The sequence below is a fragment of the Cryomorphaceae bacterium 1068 genome, from assembly GCA_027214385.1.
GTDB lineage: Bacteria > Bacteroidota > Bacteroidia > Flavobacteriales_D > Cryomorphaceae > JAKVAV01.
In genome coordinates, this window is record JAPVXR010000002.1 from 400,505 (window position 1) to 419,777 (window position 19,273).

Annotated in this window: 16 protein-coding genes and 1 tRNA gene; 2 read left to right on the forward strand and 15 right to left on the reverse strand. The window is 43.3% G+C overall.

Going from position 1 to position 19,273, the window contains the following annotated elements; all coding sequences use genetic code 11:
* Positions 1–127: 127 nt before the first annotated feature.
* From O3Q51_04580 to O3Q51_04635, 12 genes are all read right to left on the reverse strand, one after another.
* Positions 128–349, reverse strand: coding sequence for a DUF2795 domain-containing protein (locus O3Q51_04580; GenBank protein MCZ4408069.1), 222 nt, complete (start codon positions 347–349; stop codon positions 128–130).
* Between the two features lie 109 nt (positions 350–458).
* Positions 459–1,004 carry a cob(I)yrinic acid a,c-diamide adenosyltransferase gene (locus tag O3Q51_04585; GenBank protein MCZ4408070.1) on the reverse strand — a complete coding sequence of 182 codons (546 nt, stop codon included), beginning with the start codon at positions 1,002–1,004 and terminating at the stop codon, positions 459–461.
* Positions 1,005–1,068: 64 nt separating this feature from the next.
* Positions 1,069–1,752, reverse strand: a complete 684-nt coding sequence (locus O3Q51_04590) for an ABC transporter ATP-binding protein (protein ID MCZ4408071.1) — start codon at positions 1,750–1,752, stop codon at positions 1,069–1,071.
* Positions 1,753–1,760: 8 nt separating this feature from the next.
* Positions 1,761–2,528, reverse strand: a complete 768-nt coding sequence (locus O3Q51_04595; protein ID MCZ4408072.1) for a class I SAM-dependent methyltransferase — start codon at positions 2,526–2,528, stop codon at positions 1,761–1,763.
* A 291-nt stretch (positions 2,529–2,819) separates the two neighbouring features.
* Positions 2,820–2,894 (reverse strand) — tRNA-Val (locus tag O3Q51_04600).
* A 78-nt stretch (positions 2,895–2,972) separates the two neighbouring features.
* Complete coding sequence (locus tag O3Q51_04605) at positions 2,973–4,187, reverse strand: bifunctional folylpolyglutamate synthase/dihydrofolate synthase (protein MCZ4408073.1); 1,215 nt, start codon at positions 4,185–4,187, stop codon at positions 2,973–2,975.
* The gene (locus O3Q51_04610; protein ID MCZ4408074.1) at positions 4,187–4,981 is read right to left on the reverse strand and encodes a cell envelope integrity protein TolA; all 795 of its coding nucleotides are present in this window, start codon (positions 4,979–4,981) and stop codon (positions 4,187–4,189) included. The genes O3Q51_04605 and O3Q51_04610 overlap by 1 nt, the downstream gene beginning before the upstream one ends.
* Positions 4,982–5,374, reverse strand: coding sequence for a biopolymer transporter ExbD (locus O3Q51_04615; GenBank protein MCZ4408075.1), 393 nt, complete (start codon positions 5,372–5,374; stop codon positions 4,982–4,984).
* Positions 5,375–5,379: 5 nt separating this feature from the next.
* Positions 5,380–6,081: a MotA/TolQ/ExbB proton channel family protein gene (locus O3Q51_04620; protein ID MCZ4408076.1), complete on the reverse strand. Its 702-nt coding sequence runs from the start codon at positions 6,079–6,081 to the stop codon at positions 5,380–5,382.
* Positions 6,082–6,133: 52 nt separating this feature from the next.
* Positions 6,134–7,495, reverse strand: a complete 1,362-nt coding sequence (gene nhaD, locus O3Q51_04625; GenBank protein MCZ4408077.1) for a sodium:proton antiporter NhaD — start codon at positions 7,493–7,495, stop codon at positions 6,134–6,136.
* A gap of 1 nt (position 7,496) precedes the next feature.
* Positions 7,497–8,723: an amino acid dehydrogenase gene (locus O3Q51_04630; protein MCZ4408078.1), complete on the reverse strand. Its 1,227-nt coding sequence runs from the start codon at positions 8,721–8,723 to the stop codon at positions 7,497–7,499.
* Positions 8,724–8,814: 91 nt separating this feature from the next.
* A complete protein-coding gene (locus tag O3Q51_04635; GenBank protein MCZ4408079.1) occupies positions 8,815–9,876 on the reverse strand; it encodes an anhydro-N-acetylmuramic acid kinase in 1,062 nt (353 codons plus the stop codon).
* A gap of 60 nt (positions 9,877–9,936) precedes the next feature.
* Between O3Q51_04635 and O3Q51_04640 the strand changes: the two genes are divergently transcribed.
* Entirely contained in the window at positions 9,937–11,079 is a 1,143-nt protein-coding gene (locus tag O3Q51_04640; GenBank protein MCZ4408080.1) for an acyl-CoA dehydrogenase, read from the forward strand.
* Here O3Q51_04640 and O3Q51_04645 read toward each other — a convergent pair.
* The 3 genes from O3Q51_04645 to O3Q51_04655 all read right to left on the reverse strand — a co-directional run bounded on the left by O3Q51_04645 (position 11,076) and on the right by O3Q51_04655 (position 15,194).
* Positions 11,076–12,362, reverse strand: coding sequence for a UDP-N-acetylmuramoyl-tripeptide--D-alanyl-D-alanine ligase (locus tag O3Q51_04645; GenBank protein MCZ4408081.1), 1,287 nt, complete (start codon positions 12,360–12,362; stop codon positions 11,076–11,078). The genes O3Q51_04640 and O3Q51_04645 overlap by 4 nt on opposite strands.
* Positions 12,363–12,428: 66 nt before the next feature.
* A complete protein-coding gene (locus O3Q51_04650; protein ID MCZ4408082.1) occupies positions 12,429–14,168 on the reverse strand; it encodes an SUMF1/EgtB/PvdO family nonheme iron enzyme in 1,740 nt (579 codons plus the stop codon).
* 48 nt (positions 14,169–14,216) lie between these two features.
* Complete coding sequence (locus O3Q51_04655) at positions 14,217–15,194, reverse strand: type IX secretion system membrane protein PorP/SprF (protein MCZ4408083.1); 978 nt, start codon at positions 15,192–15,194, stop codon at positions 14,217–14,219.
* Between the two features lie 219 nt (positions 15,195–15,413).
* Between O3Q51_04655 and porU the strand changes: the two genes are divergently transcribed.
* Entirely contained in the window at positions 15,414–19,268 is a 3,855-nt protein-coding gene (gene porU / locus O3Q51_04660; GenBank protein MCZ4408084.1) for a type IX secretion system sortase PorU, read from the forward strand.
* Positions 19,269–19,273: the final 5 nt, after the last annotated feature.

Below are 19,273 nucleotides of genomic sequence, written 5' to 3' on the forward strand. Positions count from 1 at the left end.
GAAATCTTAGTTTCAACTGTTCAGCCATACTCACAAAGCATACCGAATAATATCAACGTGCCAAAATGGCGGAAAACAAAAACCCACGACTTGGCGTGGGTTTAAATCAAGGATGATTTGAAATTCTTTAATATTCATCTTCATTAAAGAAGAAGTCCTCTTTAGTTGGATAATCGGGCCAAATGTCTTCGATAGTTTCGTAGCTCTCGCCGATTTCTTCGATTTCTTGAAGGTTCTCCACAACTTCCATAGGAGCACCGGTTCTCATGGCAAAATCAATTAATTCGTCTTTCGTGGCAGGCCACGGTGCGTCTTCGAGGTAAGATGCTAATTCTAATGTCCAGTACATAGTGAAGTCGTTTTGACGGTATTTTCGATTTTTGCAAAAGTAGTTTTTTTACTTTCACAATCAAGTGTTTTTACTGTTTTCTAAAAAGCTGTTAATCAATATTTAATATTCAGCTACTCTTCCAAGGAATCTCTTCGGCTCCAAGGTCTTTTGCCAACTTCCTACTTAATACAAAGAAAAAGTCGGATAACCTATTTAAATAGACCGGAATCTCAGGGGGGACATCGCTTTCGTCCTTCAAGTGGAGAACGATTCTTTCTGCTCTTCGACAAATGCATCTAGCTACGTGTGCCTGAGCCACCGAAGGATGTCCACCAGGAAGAACAAAATTTCTCATGGGAGGTAGATCATCTTCCATGTTGTCAATCTTTGTTTCGAGATAAACGGTGTCTTCTTCTGAAAGTTTCGGAATTTTGAATTTCGGTTCGCCTGGCTCAGAGGCCAACTGCGAGCCGACGATGAACAGCTTATTCTGAATTTCGATCAATACCTCAGCTATTCCTGTAGGTAATTCCATTGATCGCAGCATTCCCACGGCCGTATTTAGTTCATCAACGGTCCCGTACGACTCAATTCTGAGATGATATTTTGCAACTCTGGATCCACCGAGTAGAGAGGTTTTGCCCTCGTCACCGGTTTTGGTATAAATCTTCATGTAAAAATGGTTTAAGGGCTTAACGGCAAAACCGCAAACTTGTTCTACGAAATGAGCAGAGGCATTACGCAATGGCGACTTTAGTATCGGTTTCAATCACCCCATCACGAAGTCTGACGATTCGCTTAGCGTGTTCGGCGATGTCCTCTTCATGCGTTACCAAAATGATGGTGTTTCCTGCTTTATGGATATCATCGAGGAGCCCCATGATTTCATAAGACGTTTTCGTATCTAGATTTCCGGTCGGCTCATCGGCTAAAATGATCGAAGGATTATTTACCAAAGCTCTGGCAACGGCTACTCTTTGGCGCTGTCCCCCTGAAAGCTCATTCGGTTTGTGGTCCATTCGGTCTTGTAGTCCAACCTGTTCCAATACTTCCTCTGCACGTTCCGTGCGCTGTGTTTTTCCAACACCTTTGTAAATCAGGGGCAAGGCTACATTTTCCAGAGCGGAATAACGTGGCAAGAGATTAAACGTTTGAAAGACAAAGCCAATTTCGCGGTTTCGAATGTCTGCCAATTCGTCATCATCCATGTGGCTTACATCGTTTTGATTGAGCAAATACTTTCCTCGGCTGGGTGTGTCAAGACAGCCCAAGATGTTCATTAGAGTGGATTTCCCGCTACCCGAAGGGCCCATCAAGGCCACAAATTCGCTCTTGTCGATTTCCAGATCTACTGTTCGAAGGGCGTGAACCTCCTGCGAACCTACTTGGTAAATCTTCGCAAGGTCTTCTACTTTTATAATGGGTGTGCTCATAATCGTATAATAAAGTGTTCTGCTTCTGTTCTGTCCTTTCGGAAAAACACTAAGCCAAGATCAAATAAATCAATAGTCAAAGTCACGGTTTTGTTCTGCTTAATTGTATTCCAAGCTCCTTCCATTTCCTGAGACCAATGGATATCGCCAAAGGCTAAAACAGAATTCTCTGTGGTTTTTTCCAATACTGTTTGAAAGTAGTTCAAGGTAGGTTGTTTCCTGTGATTTCCATCAATGTAAGCGAAATCTACCGTTGGCATTTTGGCCAATGCCAAATCTAATGTATCCTCGAATCTTCCTTCAATTATTTCAGCCTCCAAGCCAATCTTTTGCAAATTTTTAACGGCGATAGAGGCCAATGATGGATCTCCTTCAAGACTTATTACTCTTGCGTTTGGGTTGGCGGCAGTCAAATATGCTGTGGTGATCCCGAGATTTGTCCCTAACTCCAATACATTATTCAAGTTCAAAAAAGAGATCAGACGCTGCATTAGTTGAGCCATGGCAGTGGGGGAGGAGCTTGTTTTCGCTATCTCGGAAATCGATCGTTCGTAGCCTTTGTATATTCGTGAACCTGCCCCGTAGTCAACCAATTCAATCAAGGTCTGATCTCGAAGCAATTCTTTTCGAACTGCCTCTATTTCCTCAGCTTTCTTTGTGGAGCTTTTATAAAAGACCTCTTCACTCAGATTGTACACAAAAGGCGAATGTACTCCGTGGCGTTTTTTCGCTTTGAGACGGTAGTTCAGATATGCCTTAGCCATACGCATATTGCGAAAGTAGGTTGTTTAGACGTTATCTAGAACTGAATTCCTCTATTCGGAAACGGAGTGGGATGATCGGGTGGGAAAAAGGTTTAGTGGATGATTGGTAGTAAACTGACCGAAGGATTAATCTCATTGATCCTATTCATCGGAGGCCCTGGTGCTCATGGAAAACAAAACCTCTGCTTCGCTGAGGTTTACTTTTTTGCGTCCGAAAATTTTGCTCTGAGCGAGCTCAGCAAAAAGTTTGGGCACAAAAAACCCCGACTGTGGTCGGGGTAGTTTTTCTTGTGGGCGATGTAGGATTCGAACCTACGACCCCCTGCTTGTAAGGCAGGTGCTCTGAACCAACTGAGCTAATCGCCCTTTTTGTTTTCGGGAGTGCAAATATAGATGATTTTTTATCGTAGCAAACTGTAGAAGAAAAAAAAATTGGCTGAGGACTCAAATTACTTCTGCAACAACAAAAACACTTCCTCCAACAAAAATGAGATCGTTGAGCTGCGCTTCTTTTTTAGCGGTTTCCAATGCTATGGAAACTGAAGGGTATACCTTTCCGACCAGAGCTTGTTTGCTTCCTTCATTAGCGAGTTCTTCAGCGTCTTTTCCGCGAGGCACATCAGCTTTGCACCAATAGTAGGTAGCCGATTTGGGCAGGAGGGATAAAATGGTCTTAGAATCCTTGTCACCGACCATTCCCCAGACAACATGCAATCGAACGTAAGTCTGCTTGCGCAAATGATCAACCACCTGTTGAACGCCTGCTTCGTTGTGTCCCACATCTGTAATTACCGTAGGCATTTCACCAATCACTTCCCATCGGCCTCTCAATCCTGTTTGCAAAACAACTGAATTTGCGCCTCCCTCGACTTTTTCTTGTGGAAGCTCCCAAGCTTTTTCGCGCATGGCTCGGACTGCCATCGCTACCGTGCGCATATTTTCCCGCTGATACGACCCTTGAAGATCAGTATCAAGCATAGGTGAATTGGCAAATACGTCATAATGAGGAGCGCCTTTTTTTGCGGCTATATTCTCCAACACTTCCCTAACGGAATATGTATTCTCGCCAATAACAACGGGTACTCCTTTTTTAATAATTCCGCCTTTCTCTGAGGCAATCAGTTCTATGGTATCGCCTAAAAACTGCTGATGGTCTTTGCTAATATGTGTGATCACAGATACTTCGGGCATCACCACATTGGTTGAGTCCAAGCGTCCACCCATCCCGACTTCCAGAATCGCGATATCGACTTCTTCATCGGCAAAGTAGGAGAAGCCCATCGCGCAGGTCAGTTCGAAAAAGGATGGCTTTAAATCATGGTTGCCGTTTTTGAATTTCTCCACAAAGTTGACGACGTAATCTTCAGAGATCATCTCTCCGTTGATCTTGACGCGTTCTCGGTAATCTTTGAGATGAGGTGAAGTGAATAATCCTGTTTTGTATCCACAAGCTTGAAAAATTGAAGCTAGAGCATGTGCCACCGATCCTTTGCCGTTGGTTCCCGCCACATGCACAGATTTGAACTTGTGTTGGGGGTTGTCGTAGATTTCGCAAATAGCAAGAGTATTGGATAAATCGGCTTTGTAAGCCGCTGCTCCCACCCGCTGAAACATGGGGAGTTGACTAAACAAATAATCAACCGTTTCGGAGTACGTCATCACTTGAGTTGAAAGACATATCGCACTTTTCCGCGCTGCGAAATGGCAGCATCAGGATCGCCATTGAACTTGAAGTTATTCAAGACATCATTTTTGGCCAGATTGATCAAGTATTGAGAAGTAGTATTCGATTCGCGCAGATTGGGTTGCACCTTAGTGACTTTCCCATTTTTATCTACCCAAATATTTATAACGACAATACCTTCTTCTTTGGTAGTAGATATTTTGGTTCCGTAACCGGGAAGCATGCTTCGGCCATCCAATTGCCAGCTTCCACTTCCGCTACCGATCATTCCATCGCCATCCGTGCCGTCGGGATTTCCCTGATCGCCATCACCTGTTGTTTCACCTTGGCCTGTACCTGGATTATTCGTTTCGTTTAAAGACTGAAGTGCATCATTAAGCTGATCGCTGATGGTAGGTTTCGGCTTTGGTTTTTCAACCGGTTTCTCGGGCTTCTTTTCCTCTGCTGGTTTTGGTTTCTCTTCTTTCGGCTTTGGAACCGCGATTTCGCTTTCCGCTTCTTCTGCTACTTCATCCACAGGGTCTTCTACTACCTCGGGTTGGCTTTCCTGCACCGTTTCTGGTTGTTGCACTTGCTGAGTAGGACTGATAATGTCAGGACCACCTGCATCGGTATCCCAGCCGAACTCTACCGATGCGCCCGCATCTTCGGGAAGAGGATTGGGCTGTTTCAATCCAAAAAAGATAAATAAGATCAAAGCCAAAGCATGAAATGCGATGGTTACGATGACCGCTTTGGTCTTTCTCTTCTTCTCTTCTTGAGTCTGCATTTATTCAGGCTTTGTAGCCAATACTATTTTCCACTGATTTCTTTTGGCAATATCCAAAACTTCTACGGTTCTACCTGTTGGTACTTGTTGATCAACGAAACAAATTATTCCGGGTTTTTCTACCCCTTGCAATTGCGCGGCCAAAGTGGTTTCGAGGGCCATCGGATCAATAATTTCATTGTCAACAGAGTAAATCAAGTCCTCATCTATTCTTAAGGCAATGGTCTGTTTGTCCTTCGCCCTGTTTTTGCTCACGGGCAAATCAACCGGAAGGGCATACGGACTAACCAGTGTTGATAGTATGATGAAGAAAATCAATAGCAAGAATACCAAATCCGTCATGGACGACATGGAAAAACTTGGATCGACTTTATTTCGAGATCTCAGATCCATATCGCTTATTTTCCTGGTTCTTCAAGTAAATCGATAAACTCGATTGATCTGGCTTCCATTCGGTGAACAACCTTGTCGACTTTAACTACTAAAGTATTGTAGGCGATGTATGCAATGATACCGATGATCAAACCCGCAACAGTAGTGATCATGGCTTGCATGATACCTCCTGATAATGCCGAAATTTCAACTCCTGCATCAGAAATCTTCATGGCATGAAACGTAGAGATCATTCCTATTACAGTACCGAGGAATCCGATCATTGGAGCTGCACCGGCTACGGTCGCGAGAAGAGCCAATCCTTTTTCCAGTTTATACACCTCAAGTTTCCCGACATTTTCGATAGATGCGCTTACATCGTCCATTGGCTTGCCTACACGAGCTATACCTTTGTCCAGCATTCTGCCAATCGGAGTATTACTTGATTGGCAAAAGCTACGTGCCGCTTCTAGTTTTCCGTCACTTACGTAGTCTTTGATTCGATTCATGAAGTCTTTGTCCTCTTTCTGTGCTTTGGATATGGCCATCCACCTTTCGGCGAAGATATATATAGCCAATACCGAAAGAATGGCAAGCGGTATCATAATGTACCAGCCACCGCCTTGGAGCAATTCCAGGATAGAGAGCGTTTCTTCTGTTACTTCACCAGTAGCGAGGCTGTCAGCCGCCGCACTAGGATTGATTTGCAAAATGAAGGGTGTATTCATGCAAACAAGGATAGTTTAGATATGGGGTATAAACGACGGGGTGGCAAACAAATTATGCACTAAAGAGTATGAATACTCCGGCTCCTGCCAAATAGCCTAGTATTGCGAGCAGTGAAAGCTTCTTCATGTACCAAATGAAATCGATTCGTTCGAGACCCATAGCTGCTACTCCTGCAGCTGATCCGATGATCAAAGCACTTCCTCCGGTACCTGCACAATAAGCTAAAAATAACCAAAAGTCTCCATTGGCAGCGAATACACCTTCCACAGCAATAGGATACATTCCCTGAGCTGCAGCTACGAGTGGCACATTATCAACAATCGCTGAGAGTAGGCCGATTGCTAAATTGATCGCATAAATATTTCCAACAGTGGTATCTAGCCAACCTGCGGCTTGACGAAGGAGACCTGCTTCTTGCATGGCTGCAACACCCAAGAGAATTCCAAGGAAGAAGAGCACCGAGCCCGTGTCGATTTTGCGAAGTACCCACAGTACGGTTAGTTGCTTTTTGGCTGCCATATTCTTGCGCTTGTGCATAACTTCGGTAACGATCCATATCACCCCCAAACTAAGCATCATTCCCATAAAAGGTGGCAAGTGAGTAACCGTTTTGAAAACCGGAACAAAAAGAAGTCCTGATACTCCTAAAATGAAAATGATCATCCGCTCTTTAGCGGAGGCCGGATTTTCTTCGTCGTGAGCGCCTCGGCCTGCAGGACGGGTCACATTCCCTTTCATCCTAAAAGTTAAAAAGAGTAATGGCACCAAAACTGTAGTTAAACTTGGTAATATCAAGTGTTGAATGATGTAAGGGGTAGAAGGCAATTGTTTCTTAATCCATAACATCGTAGTAGTAACGTCTCCAATAGGAGACCATGCGCCACCTGCGTTTGCAGCGATTACCAAAAATCCAACAAAGAACCAACGTGTTTTTTTATCTTCAATCAATTTCCGCAATAGGGAAACCATTACAATGGTGGTAGTCAAGTTGTCCAAAACGGCACTAAAAAAGAAGGTCAGGATACTTAAAATCCAGAGCAATTTGACCTTGTTGGTTGTCTTGATTTTATCTGTGATCACTCTAAATCCTTCATGGGCATCAACCGTTTCAACTATGGCCATGGCTCCCATCAAGAAAAAGAGAATGCTAGCAATTTCACTGAGGTGATGCAGCAAGCGGTGCTCCAAGAACATCGGCTTGACTTCATTAGCTGCCAACATTGCATTTTCGTCTTGAAAGACAGAATAATCGTGTTCTAGAAAAGACGGGATCGCATCTACTCCGAGAACAAAAAGCGCCCAACATACCACTCCCAAAATCAAAGCCGAAGCGGCTTTATCAATGTGCAAAGGATGCTCCAATGCAATGGCTAAATAGCCGAGGACAAAAACTACTATAATTGCTATTTCCATCTTAAACGAGTTGCGAAAGAGCTATCTCAAAAGCTGTCTCCGCGATATTAGTTTTATTGTGGTGCTTATCTATAACAGCCTGTATTGCGTTTTTGATGATGTCTGAGGTATCAGAGAAAATAGCGTCATCACTCATTTCAACATCCTTACCCATGCAATAGGCAAATACTCTGGCCATTCCGCAGTTTGAAATAAAGTCGGGAATGATACTTACTTTTTTATCCGTGTACTCCATAATCGGCCCGAAGAAAATTTCTGAATCGGCAAATGGAACATTCGCTCCGCTTGCAATTACTTCGAGGCCTGCATCACTCATTCGGTCTACTTGGTCTTTGGTGATCAATCTCGATGCTGCGCAAGGGAGGAATATTTCTGCTTCTGTATCCCAGATTTTTGAATTGACATCATCGAATGACAATAAATTCTCACCTGTTAGGGCATTGCCTTCTTTCTCTAAGAAAAGATTTTTTACCTCATCAAATGCCATTCCTTCTTGCTTGATCAATCCTCCTTGTCTATCGATAATTCCTACCACGGAAATACCGGCTTGCGCCAAATAATACGCAGCTGAGGCCCCAACGTTTCCCCAGCCTTGAATGATGGCCCTTTTTCCTTTATAGTCCTCGCCTCTTAGGGCGTAATGATGCATTACACTCACCGCTACGCCATAACCTGTGATCAAATCAGCAACAACAAATTTCCGAGAAGGGTCAGGAGAATAATGAGCGTCTTCAACTACTTTGGAAACTCCAAAGCGCAATTGACCGATTTGGTGAATTTTTTCATTTTCTCTCGGGTTGAAATGGCCGTTTACCACACCTTCTTGAGGGTGCCAAAGTCCATAGTCTTCAGTAATTGGAATGACCTCGTGGATCTCATCTACATTGAGGTCACCACCTGTACCATAATAATTTTTGAGAAGTGGTGTCACTGCTTTGTACCATCTCTGCAAAACACCGTGCTTTCGAGGATCTTGTGGGTCGAAGTTGATTCCACTTTTGGCTCCACCTATCGGTGGCCCCGAAACGGTAAATTTTACCTCCATTGTCTTTGCTAAAGATTCAACTTCTCTGCGGTCTAGGCCGACTCTCATCCTTGTCCCACCTCCGGCGGCACCTCCTCTGAGGCTGTTGATTACTACCCAGCCGACTGCTTCTGTTTCGGGATCACTCCATTCAAAAACTATTTCCGGGGAGCGTTCTTCAAATTTTTTCAGCAGGTCTCTCATGAGGGTGTTTTTAATGACGCGCAAATATATCAAAAGCGATCTTGCCTCAAGAATGTTCTCCCTTAATCTTGTCTTAAATTATGTCTATGGTTCAGGGGATATATACCGCACCTGAAGAAGAATTTCGAAAAGCACCTGTTGCAGACGCCAAAACATTTGTTTCGCCTTCTAATCTCAATTTTGCTAAGTATGCAAATATCAACGCCTCTTTTCCTTCGAGGAGTTTTTTTTCAGGAATGGTAATTTGAAGTTCGGGGAGCCGCTCTCTGATCAAAGAAATCAGAAAATCGTTGTAAGCACCACCTCCTGTCAACAAGACTTTTCCTTCTCTAGGCAGACATGCAGCAATTTGTTGAGCAGCATGTTCGGTAAAAGTGCGCAAGGCCGTATTATTCTCAATTCCCGCAAGAAGAGGTAGGATTTGCTGTTCCATCCATTCTCTTCCCAAGGATTTTGGTGGCCTCTCCTTGTAAAAGGCTAAGGAGTTCAGTTGATTTAAAAGTTCTCTGTTTAATTTTCCCGAAGCGGCGATTTGGCCTCTGTCATCGTAATCTTTTCCTATTTTTTTTGCCAAGAGGTTAAGAACGATATTGACCGCGCAGATATCAAAAGCGACTCTCTCTCCATCTACCTTAGCACTCAAATTCGCAAATCCACCTAGGTTTAGGCAAGCGTTGTATTCGCCAAAGAGATCCCTGTCCCCAATGGGAACCAAGGGTGCACCTTGGCCGTCAAGTGCCATGTCCGCACGACGAAAATCGCAGACCGTTGTTAGCCCTGTTTCCGCAGCGATAAGTCCTCCGTTTAGCATCTGAACCGTGAGCTGAGAATTCGGTTCATGGAAAATTGTTTGTCCGTGTATCCCTATAAATCGGGCAAGACTTCCTGTCTTATTTTGAAAACTGTTAATGCATTCAGCGATGAATCTAGAATAGTCATTTTCGATTTGAAAAAACTCACGGCCATTTTTTGTGTAAGCATCATTCAGGTTTTTTCGCAATTGAGCAGGGAGTTCAAAGCAGTTGAAATCGAGAATTTCGTATCCTTTCTCATCGAATTTGCACAAAGCCAAGTCCAAACCGTCGAGGGATGTTCCGGTCATTGAGCCGATTCCGAATTGATAGTCAGTAGAGTAGGGTGAATTTGACTGCATAAATTCTGTTTTCAATTAAACTGTAAATTTGCGACGCTGAAAATTAAACCACGATAAATTATGAATTTTCAATTGACTGAAGAGCAAATTGCAGTAAGAGACGCGGCGCGGGATTTTGCTCAAAATGTTTTGAAGCCCGGCGTGATTGAGCGCGATAACGAACAAAGGTTTCCCAAAGATGAAGTAAAACAATTAGCTGAGCTAGGTTTTATGGGAATGATGACAGATCCAAAATATGGTGGAAGTGGGATGGACACTGTTTCTTACGTCCTCGCGATGGAAGAACTTTCTAAAGTCGACGCTTCTACTTCTGTTTGTATGTCGGTAAATAATAGCCTGGTTTGCTGGGGTTTGGAAAAGTATGGCACTGAAGAGCAAAAGGAGAAATACTTGGTGCCATTGGCTAAGGGGGAGAAAATCGGTGCTTTTTGCTTAAGTGAGCCCGAAGCAGGATCTGATGCTACTTCTCAGAGAACAACTGCCATTGACAAAGGAGACCACTACCTGGTAAACGGAACGAAGAACTGGATCACCAATGGTGGAACTGCTTCCATTTATTTAGTAATCGCACAGACAGATGCGGACAAGGGCCACAGAGGAATTAACTGTCTGATCGTAGAAAGAGAGATGGAAGGATTTCAACTCGGAGCCAAAGAAGACAAATTGGGAATTCGCGGAAGCGATACCCATACTTTGATGTTTCAAGACGTGAAGGTTCCCAAAGAAAATAGAGTGGGAGAGGATGGTTTTGGATTTAAGTTTGCCATGAAAACACTTTCTGGGGGACGAATTGGGATTGCCGCGCAGGCTCTCGGAATTGCTAGTGGCGCCTATGAATTGGCTTTGGCATACAGCAAGGAAAGACAGGCATTCGGTAAACCGATTCACCAGCATCAAGCTATCGCCTTCAAGTTAGCCGATATGGCTACCGAAATTGAAGCTGCTCGATTGCTTTGTCTGAAGGCAGCACAGCAAAAGGACAATGGCGAGAACTTTGACTATGCTAGTTCAATGGCCAAGTTGTTTGCTTCGAAAGTTGCAATGGACGTAACTGTGGAAGCTGTTCAAGTGCATGGAGGATACGGGTTTGTGAAGGAATACCACGTTGAACGATTGATGCGTGATGCCAAGATCACCCAGATTTACGAAGGAACCTCTGAAATTCAGAAGGTTGTCATTTCCAGAACGATACTAAAAGACTAGAGGAACTCTTTTGCATTTTCCATAGCCACCATTCTGCTTCCTTTTACAATAATCAGATGGTTTTCTATTGAATGGGCTTGAAGCCATTTTTTCAACTCTTTCGGGGTTTCACAGTAGTGAAACCCTTTTTTGTTCACTTCATTGAAGTTGCTTCCGACTAAAACAGCTCTTAGTTTGAGGTTAGACAAATGGTCAACGAGTTTTTGGTGCTCAACTTTGGACTCCTCACCTAATTCGAGCATGTGTCCAATCAGTGCCAACTTTGGTTCATGATCCATTTCGGCGAAATTGCTCATCGCCAACTCCATGCTGCTGGGGTTGGCGTTGTAGGCATCGAGTATTAGCTTGTTCTTGCCTGTGTCAACCATTTCAGATCGATTGTTATTCGGCCTGTATGCCTTTAGAGCCGCAGCAATCTCATTGACTGAAACGTCAAAATAGCATCCGATGCAAGCGGCCGCCATTAAGTTTGAAAAATTGTAAGTACCTACCAACTGTGTTTGAATTTCTCCTGATGCTTCTCCTTGGTGTTCAAAATCAAAAGAAATAAAGGGTTTCCGTTTTTGAATCGAACCATTGCAGGAGAATTTTTGGCTTGAACCAAATAGTGTTTTTTCTATCCCCTCTGACAGCTCCATCAATACTTCGTCGTCCCCATTCACGAAGAGCTTGGCACTCTTCGCTTTGATGTGTTTGTAGAGTTCTGATTTTCCTTTTTTAACCCCTTCTATTCCTCCAAACCCTTCGAGATGGGCTTTACCAATGTTAGTGATCATTCCATAATCCGGGTCGGAGATATTGCTGAGATCTCTGATCTCACCCTGAGCATTGGCTCCCATTTCGATGACTGCCATTTCAGCATCAAGAGGAATGGAGAGCAAGGTGAGAGGGACACCAATGTGGTTGTTTAAATTACCTTGAGTGAAATAGGTACGGTACTTCCGCGATAGGACAGCGGCAATAAGCTCCTTGTTCGTGGTTTTTCCATTGCTACCTGTCAAACCAATAACAGGAAACTTGAACTGATCTCTGTGATGACGAGCGAGTTTTTGCAAAGTAGTCAGCACATCATATACAAGGGTAATGTTTGGATTGTCTTTAAGCTGAGGGTCATCGGCCACAACGTGTGCAGCACCTCTTTCAAGCGCAGTGAGCGCAAAAGTGTTAGCGTCGAAATTAGGCCCCTTTAGACAGAAGAAGATAGTGTTTTTTACCTCTTTGCGGGTGTCGGTAGTCACTCGAGGCTTACTCAGATAAATCTTGTAGAGATCTTGGATTTCCATAGGCCCAAAAATAAAAACACCCGACCAAGACGATCGGGTGTTTAAAAATTTTATTTAACAGAGTTTTTATCTGGACTGGTTGAAACCAACCGGGCTTCCTACTCGATCCATGGCACATCTGAAACCAATAGTTGCAGTTGCTTTTCTTTCGTCCATAAAGCGTCTGGTACCAGGGCTTAAGTAATAAGCTCGATCTCTCCAGCTACCACCTTTATAAACTCGTGCTCTATTGCTTATCAAGGTAGTGTTTCCGTAATCATACATAGAGGCCTCATCCGCATTTGGAGAAGTGTAGTTGATGCTTGAATTGAAGTCTCCATCTTTGTAGTCAATGTTATCTGCCAAGCGATAATTGTCTCTGTCAATGTTTTCTTCCGGTCGAACTTTTCTCATTCTCACATTACCCGGAGTGTCCTCAACAAAATTTCCAACACCACTAAGAAGTTCAGGAGCTATTCTCACGCCGCTGGTGCGGATAGCTTGAATAGCATCGCGAACCAATGTGTATGCTTCGTCTGCTTTACCTTCATTCATTCTTTCCAAAGCTTGTTCGCTGAAAGAATTAAGGTTTTCCATGAGTTGAGCTTCTTCAGGATTTAATTTTCCTTGAGTTTCTTCGTCAAAGTCCTTGATGTATTGGTTTACACCTTCTACATCGTAGGTCACAACAGTAAGTTTGTCATCAATGGACCCTTCACTATCGAGAACTTTAGTTTTGTAGACATTACCTCTGAATGGACGAAATTCATCCATGTCTTCAGGACTTAACGGGCGATAGACGTCCATTACCCACTCACTCACGTTTCCTGCCATATTGTAAAGACCATAGTCATTTGGCTGATACGCATATACAGGGGCTGTGACGTCTGCATTGTCATTAAGACTTCCGGCCACACCCATGTAGTCACCTTTTCCTCTTACGAAGTTTGCAACCAACTCACCGTAAAAACGACTGTTGTTGTCTCCTTCACGAACGTAGTGACCGTTCCATGGGTATACTTTTCTTTCTGTCACCAATTCTTGGAAAGAGTTTCCTACTAATCCATACGCTGCAAATTCCCATTCAGCTTCAGTTGGTAGGCGGTATCTCGGTAAGAGAATTCCATCTTCCATACGCACATTCCTGAACTCTTGATCAGGATCTAAATCAGACAGACCGTCTACTCGCTTTCCGCTTTCGTATTGACCTGCCAAATAGGCATCTGTATCAAAATGGTCTTCGTTAATTTGTTGAGGAAAATGCTCAAATAAACCTTCACGGATTAAGATCGCCTCATTCACACGGTCAGATCTCCAAGCACAAAAGTCATTGGCTTGTAGCCAGTTTACGCCTACCACAGGGTAGTCATTGTAAGCTGGATGGCGCAGGTAATATTCGACATAAGGTTCATTATAGGCCAAGCGAGAACGCCACACCAATGTATCAGGAAGGGCTTTCCTATAAATCTCGGGGTAATCTGCTCCATATACTCGACGCAACCAATAAAGATATTCCAACCAGTAAACGTTGGTCACCTCAGTTTCGTCCATGTAGAAGGAAGACACGGTAACTCTTCGCGGAATATTATTCCAATCCTTCATCACCATTTCTTCTGTAGCACCCATAGTGAATGTTCCTCCTTCGATCAGAATCAGACCTGGACCTGTTTCTTGTTCAGTGTAGAGAACTTTTTCAAATCCACCATTTGCAGGGTCGTTGTAATTCCAACCAGTGGCGCTTGAGCTTTCGTAGCTGCAAGAAGAGGTAGAGACAATTACTCCGCCCATCAAGGCTACTATTAAAAATTTTCCTGAAAAGACTTTCATGGGAATTATGGTTTCTAGTATGCAGGTATTCAAATTGAGACTGAAAAACTAAAAAGCGGGGCATTTTATTGCCCTGAATTTCTTTTTCTTCGGCCTACAGTTAAAGTTGAAAGCAAAAGAAATCTCGTGTGAGCCAGCCGTCTCTGTAGTCAAGCGACTGGTGGTTAGGTCATAACTATATCCTGTTTTGAATCGATCTGTTTCGATTCCTAACAAGATGATAAATGAATCTTCGAATCTATACCACACCCCACCAATTAGTGGCCCTTTTTGAATATAAAGACCTAAATTGATTTGCTGGAAATCATATTGCTGTTGGTAAAGAATGTTAGGGGAGATATAGGTATCAGTAGTCCCTTTAATGTCTTTGCCAAGAGGCAATTTAGCTCCTGCATGGACGGTATACTTTCTTTCTAGTGGTGCTTCTTGCACAATTAGTGATTCATTCGGTTCGAATAGGTGGTGTACGGCTACACCCCCAAAGAAGGTTTCACTAAATATGACAAAGCCTGTGCTAAAATCAACATTATCGACTTTTCCACCCCGAGGAGTATCTTGTGTCTCGTATATAAATCCACGTCTGGGGTCAATCTGATCTCCAAAGGTCAGGCTACCCCAATCCAGATTTCTCTGAAAGTAGCTGGCTTGGAATCCTGCTACCATAGAAATCTTATCTGTCAAGGCTAATTGATAAGAATAGATACCATTTATTGAAAATTGGGTCAAGGTCCCTCTACCCGCATTGTCGCTCAGGACGTAAAGTCCTAGTCCTCCGCTCACAGCATCTACATATTGATCGTAAGAAACGCTGTTCGTCACAAAGTTTCCTGATAAAGCAGGCCATTGATTCCGATGGTTGAAAACCACCCTGGGACAGGTAGCAGTTCCAGCCAAAGCGGGGTTCAGATAGAGCGGATTCGCATAAAATTGCGTGAAAGTAGGGTCTTGAGCCTTTGCCTCGGGCGTTGTCAAAACGCCGCAGAGTACAAAGATCGCAAGAGTTACAAAGGTCAGTCTACGCACCATAAATGGGGGTGAAAATGCAGTTTTTTTCAAAGCTCCAAGTATACGAATTTTTTTATTCGCGGTTTTCCCGTTAATCATAAGGATATGCAATAATTCGGAAGTAGCTGGCGTTTAGGCCATGTTTACGGATAAAATTACTGCATTCTCTTATTATTGTTACGTCTTGAGTGGTGTAAATTCACGCTAAGATTGTATTGTAAAAAAGAATCTCGCTACCTGATGAGTAAGAATTATTTTTTATTGACGCTGTTTATAGTGTCTTCAATTTATCTATCAGCTCAACAAACTCAAGTTGTTGAGTTGAATTGGCAAACAGTCCCCGCCACCTTTGAAAGTGATGAAGGGCCTGTAGTCGTTCCCACGTTTGACGGTGCCTTGCACATTCTTAGTTACGGATACACTCCGAGAGCTCTGGTGAAAATTCCATTGAATAAAGGTCAACGTGTCACTTCGGTTTCTGTTAATCCTTTGGCAACGAAACAAAATTTCAAGTTTGACCGAAATTTAGTTTCAAATACAGATAGGGAAGACAATCTGATTTGGGTTGTAAAAGATGAAAGGGGAATTCCTCAATTAATGGTTGAATATCTTCCATTTAGTCAAGCTGACGGTGCTCCGATTGAAAAATTTGAAATACGTTACGTCACCGCTCAGGATTTTGGGCGACCAAAAACCAATGACTACGCCGACAATAGTGTGATGGCCACCGGTGACTGGTACAAGATTGGCGTTGTCGAAGATGGAGTGTACAAACTGACACTGGGCGAACTTGAAGCATTGGGAATTGAAACGGATGTTTTGAATCCGCAGGCTCTGAATATTTTTGGTAACGGATATGGTCAGCTGCCTTATGATAATAGCGTTGAAAGACCTGATGATCTTTTACAAAACGCCATTTACATCGAAGGGGAAGCCGACGAGTTATTTGATGAGGAAGACTATATTCTCTTTTATGCGAAGGGACCTCATAAATGGAATTATGATTCCGAGTCTGGTCTTTTTGATCATGAGAAGCATGAGTACAGCGATACTTCGTACTACTTCATAGGAATCAATACAGGCCTCCCACCAAAGCGAATCCAGAACCTTTCATCTTCGGGAAGTTCACCCACCGTAGAAATCAACTCTTTTAATGACTACGCTTTTCAAGAAGTAGATCGAGAGAATGTTTTGAAAAGCGGCAGAACCTGGTATGGAGAGAAGTTTGACGTTCAAACGGTCTACACATACAGTGGTGAGCGATTTACTTTTCCCAATCACATTGCAGATTCTCCCGTCACACTCAGAGCTTCTGTGATTTCTCGTAATACGGCGGGCTCTTCAACTTTTCAAATTGGTGTTAACGGTGAAACGCAGACTACGAGCATAAGCTCTGTAGGTACTGGAGTGGTATCGGCTTTTGCCAGAACACGTGATTTAACCCTCATCACTAGTACTCCATCTTCAGCCTTAAACATCAGTTTTGCCTATGATAAACGTGGTATTCCTTCGGCCTCGGGTTGGTTGGATTGGTTTAATGTCAACATTAGACGAGAGCTGACTATGGCGCGATCTCAAATGATATTTAGAGATGTTGAATCCGTGGGGCAGGGGCAGATCGGGCGATTTAATGTAGCCAATGCCAACTCTATACAAGAAATTTGGGAAGTGACAAGTCCTGCGGATATAAAACGAATACAATACAACAATACTGGAGGTGTGGCTACCTTCACCTTGACAACTGAGACGATAAGAGAATTCGTCGCCTTTACAGGCTCATCTTTTAAAGAGCCCGCAATTTTTGGACCCGTAGGAAATCAAAATCTACATGCCCTTGGAGCCCAGGGAGGTATTGATATGGTCATCGTAAGTCCTTCATTTTTGGTGAGTCAGGCAGAACAACTTGCTGAAATTCATAGAAATCATCCAGAAGATCCATTAAGTGTGGAAGTTGTGGCTTTGAATAGAGTTTACAATGAATTCTCCTCAGGAATGCGCGACGTTACGGCCATCAAATGGCTGATGAAAATGCTCTATGATCGGACGGGAGGCAATGATGATTTGGCCCCGAAATATCTACTTTTATTTGGGGATGGGTCTTACGACAATATCAATTTCTCGGCCAATAATTCAAATTTGATTCCGACCTATCAATCAGAAAATTCATTGAGTCCGACCAGTTCTTTCGTTAGTGATGATTACTATGGCCTACTATCAGACGATGACGGCGATGGGAATGCAGACTTAATGGATATCAGCGTAGGCCGTTTAGTGATAAAGAATTCAGCGGAAGCATCATCGGTAGTCAATAAAATAAGCCGGTATATTGAAACCTCTTCTTCAGATTGTCTCACCTGCAATGACGCTAATAGCTCATTTGGTTCTTGGAGAAACATCATTGCCTTGGTAGCAGATGACGAGGATTTGAACAATCACATGCAAAATTCACGAACAATTAGTTCACAGATTGAAGGATACACCAAGGTATTTAATCTTGAGAGAATATTTACGGATGCCTTTCAGCAAGTGGCGACTCCAGGGGGGGATAGATATCCTGATGTAAACGAGGCAATCGATAGGCGCGTGAGAAACGGAGCCTTTATCATTAATTACATTGGTCACGGTGGGGAAACAGGTTGGGCGCAAGAAAGAATATTGGATATACCCACTATTCTCGATTGGGATAACACCTATCAGATGCCGATCTTTATGACCGCGACATGCGAATTTACGAGATTTGATGATCCGATAAGAACTTCTGCGGGTGAGTATGTTCTCTTAAATGCCGGAGGTGGTGGTGTTGCGCTATTGACCACAACCCGCTTGGTATATGCAGGTCCGAATTTTCAGTTGAATACAGCCTTTTATGACGCATTATTTACTCGTCCCGAGGATGAAGTTGTAACGCGGTTGGGGGATGTTTATCGAGATACCAAGAATATCTCAGCTTCAAGTTCTCCTAATCATAGAAACTTCAGTTTGATCGGTGATCCTGCGCTGCCAATGGCGATACCTAAATATGATATTTTCGCTGCCAGTATTACCGATACGCTTGGAAACCCGGTAGATACTTTAAAAGCGCTCGGTGTGGCGCGGGTGGCTGGCACTGTCACTACAGCATCGGGTCAGGTCAATTCAAATTTCAACGGTTTGATTGAGGCTACGGTTTACGATCGAGTAAAGCAGCGTAATACTTTGAGTAATGACGGAGGCTCAGTTTTCACCTACCCAACTCAAGAAGATGTTGTCTATAAAGGATTGGCTGAAGTCAATAATGGTCAGTTTGAATTTGACTTTGTTTTACCCAAGGATATTTCTTTTGCGGTTGATACAACTGCTAGGATAAGTTTTTACGCATACTCCCAGACAGAAGATGCAACAGGATTTGAGGACGGATTGAGTATAGGAGATCGAGATGAAAATGCAGTGAATGATGGGCAGGGGCCTGAGATTGACCTATTCATGAATGATGAGAATTTCGTTTTTGGCGGGTATACGGATAACGAACCGATCCTTCTTGCCAAGATTTTTGACCCCAACGGAGTCAATACGGTAGGCACAGGGATAGGGCATGATATCAGCGCTGTTTTGGATGGAGATGTAGCCAACACCTTTATATTAAACGATTACTATAGCTCAGATTTGAGTACTTATCAAAGAGGTTCCGTGAAGTTCCCATTTGACGAATTATCTCCCGGAAACCACTCGGTGGAACTAACCGTTTGGGATGTACATAACAATTCGAGTAAATCCAATATTGAATTTATCGTTGCCGAATCTGAAGGCCTGGCGATTGAGAGGGTGTTGAATTACCCCAATCCATTCACTACACACACTGAATTTTATTTCGAACACAACCAGAGCACGGAATTTCTAAATGTTCTAATCGAAATCTATACTGTTACGGGAAAATTGGTAAAAACCATTAATACTGTATCCAATACCGAAGGATTTCGTAACGTACCTATTCCTTGGGATGGTCGAGATGATTTTGGCGATCGTCTAGCTACAGGAACATACGTATATAAGGTGTCAGTTAAGAACCCTTCAGGGGATAAAGACATGAAATTCGAAAAACTCGTAATTCTCAATTAGTTCGA

What these genes read in the sequence shown, in the direction of transcription:
- O3Q51_04580 (MCZ4408069.1), bottom strand. Translation starts at nt 349, where the DNA reads ATGTACTGGACATTAGAATTAGCATCTTACCTCGAAGACGCACCGTGG.
- O3Q51_04585 (MCZ4408070.1), bottom strand. Translation starts at nt 1,004, where the DNA reads ATGAAGATTTATACCAAAACCGGTGACGAGGGCAAAACCTCTCTACTC.
- O3Q51_04595 (MCZ4408072.1), bottom strand. Translation starts at nt 2,528, where the DNA reads ATGGCTAAGGCATATCTGAACTACCGTCTCAAAGCGAAAAAACGCCAC.
- O3Q51_04605 (MCZ4408073.1), bottom strand. Translation starts at nt 4,187, where the DNA reads ATGACGTACTCCGAAACGGTTGATTATTTGTTTAGTCAACTCCCCATG.
- O3Q51_04610 (MCZ4408074.1), bottom strand. Translation starts at nt 4,981, where the DNA reads ATGCAGACTCAAGAAGAGAAGAAGAGAAAGACCAAAGCGGTCATCGTA.
- O3Q51_04615 (MCZ4408075.1), bottom strand. Translation starts at nt 5,374, where the DNA reads ATGGATCTGAGATCTCGAAATAAAGTCGATCCAAGTTTTTCCATGTCG.
- O3Q51_04620 (MCZ4408076.1), bottom strand. Translation starts at nt 6,081, where the DNA reads ATGAATACACCCTTCATTTTGCAAATCAATCCTAGTGCGGCGGCTGAC.
- nhaD (MCZ4408077.1), bottom strand. Translation starts at nt 7,495, where the DNA reads ATGGAAATAGCAATTATAGTAGTTTTTGTCCTCGGCTATTTAGCCATT.
- O3Q51_04630 (MCZ4408078.1), bottom strand. Translation starts at nt 8,723, where the DNA reads ATGAGAGACCTGCTGAAAAAATTTGAAGAACGCTCCCCGGAAATAGTT.
- O3Q51_04635 (MCZ4408079.1), bottom strand. Translation starts at nt 9,876, where the DNA reads ATGCAGTCAAATTCACCCTACTCTACTGACTATCAATTCGGAATCGGC.
- O3Q51_04640 (MCZ4408080.1), top strand. Translation starts at nt 9,937, where the DNA reads ATGAATTTTCAATTGACTGAAGAGCAAATTGCAGTAAGAGACGCGGCG.
- O3Q51_04645 (MCZ4408081.1), bottom strand. Translation starts at nt 12,362, where the DNA reads ATGGAAATCCAAGATCTCTACAAGATTTATCTGAGTAAGCCTCGAGTG.
- O3Q51_04650 (MCZ4408082.1), bottom strand. Translation starts at nt 14,168, where the DNA reads ATGAAAGTCTTTTCAGGAAAATTTTTAATAGTAGCCTTGATGGGCGGA.
- O3Q51_04655 (MCZ4408083.1), bottom strand. Translation starts at nt 15,194, where the DNA reads ATGGTGCGTAGACTGACCTTTGTAACTCTTGCGATCTTTGTACTCTGC.
- porU (MCZ4408084.1), top strand. Translation starts at nt 15,414, where the DNA reads ATGAGTAAGAATTATTTTTTATTGACGCTGTTTATAGTGTCTTCAATT.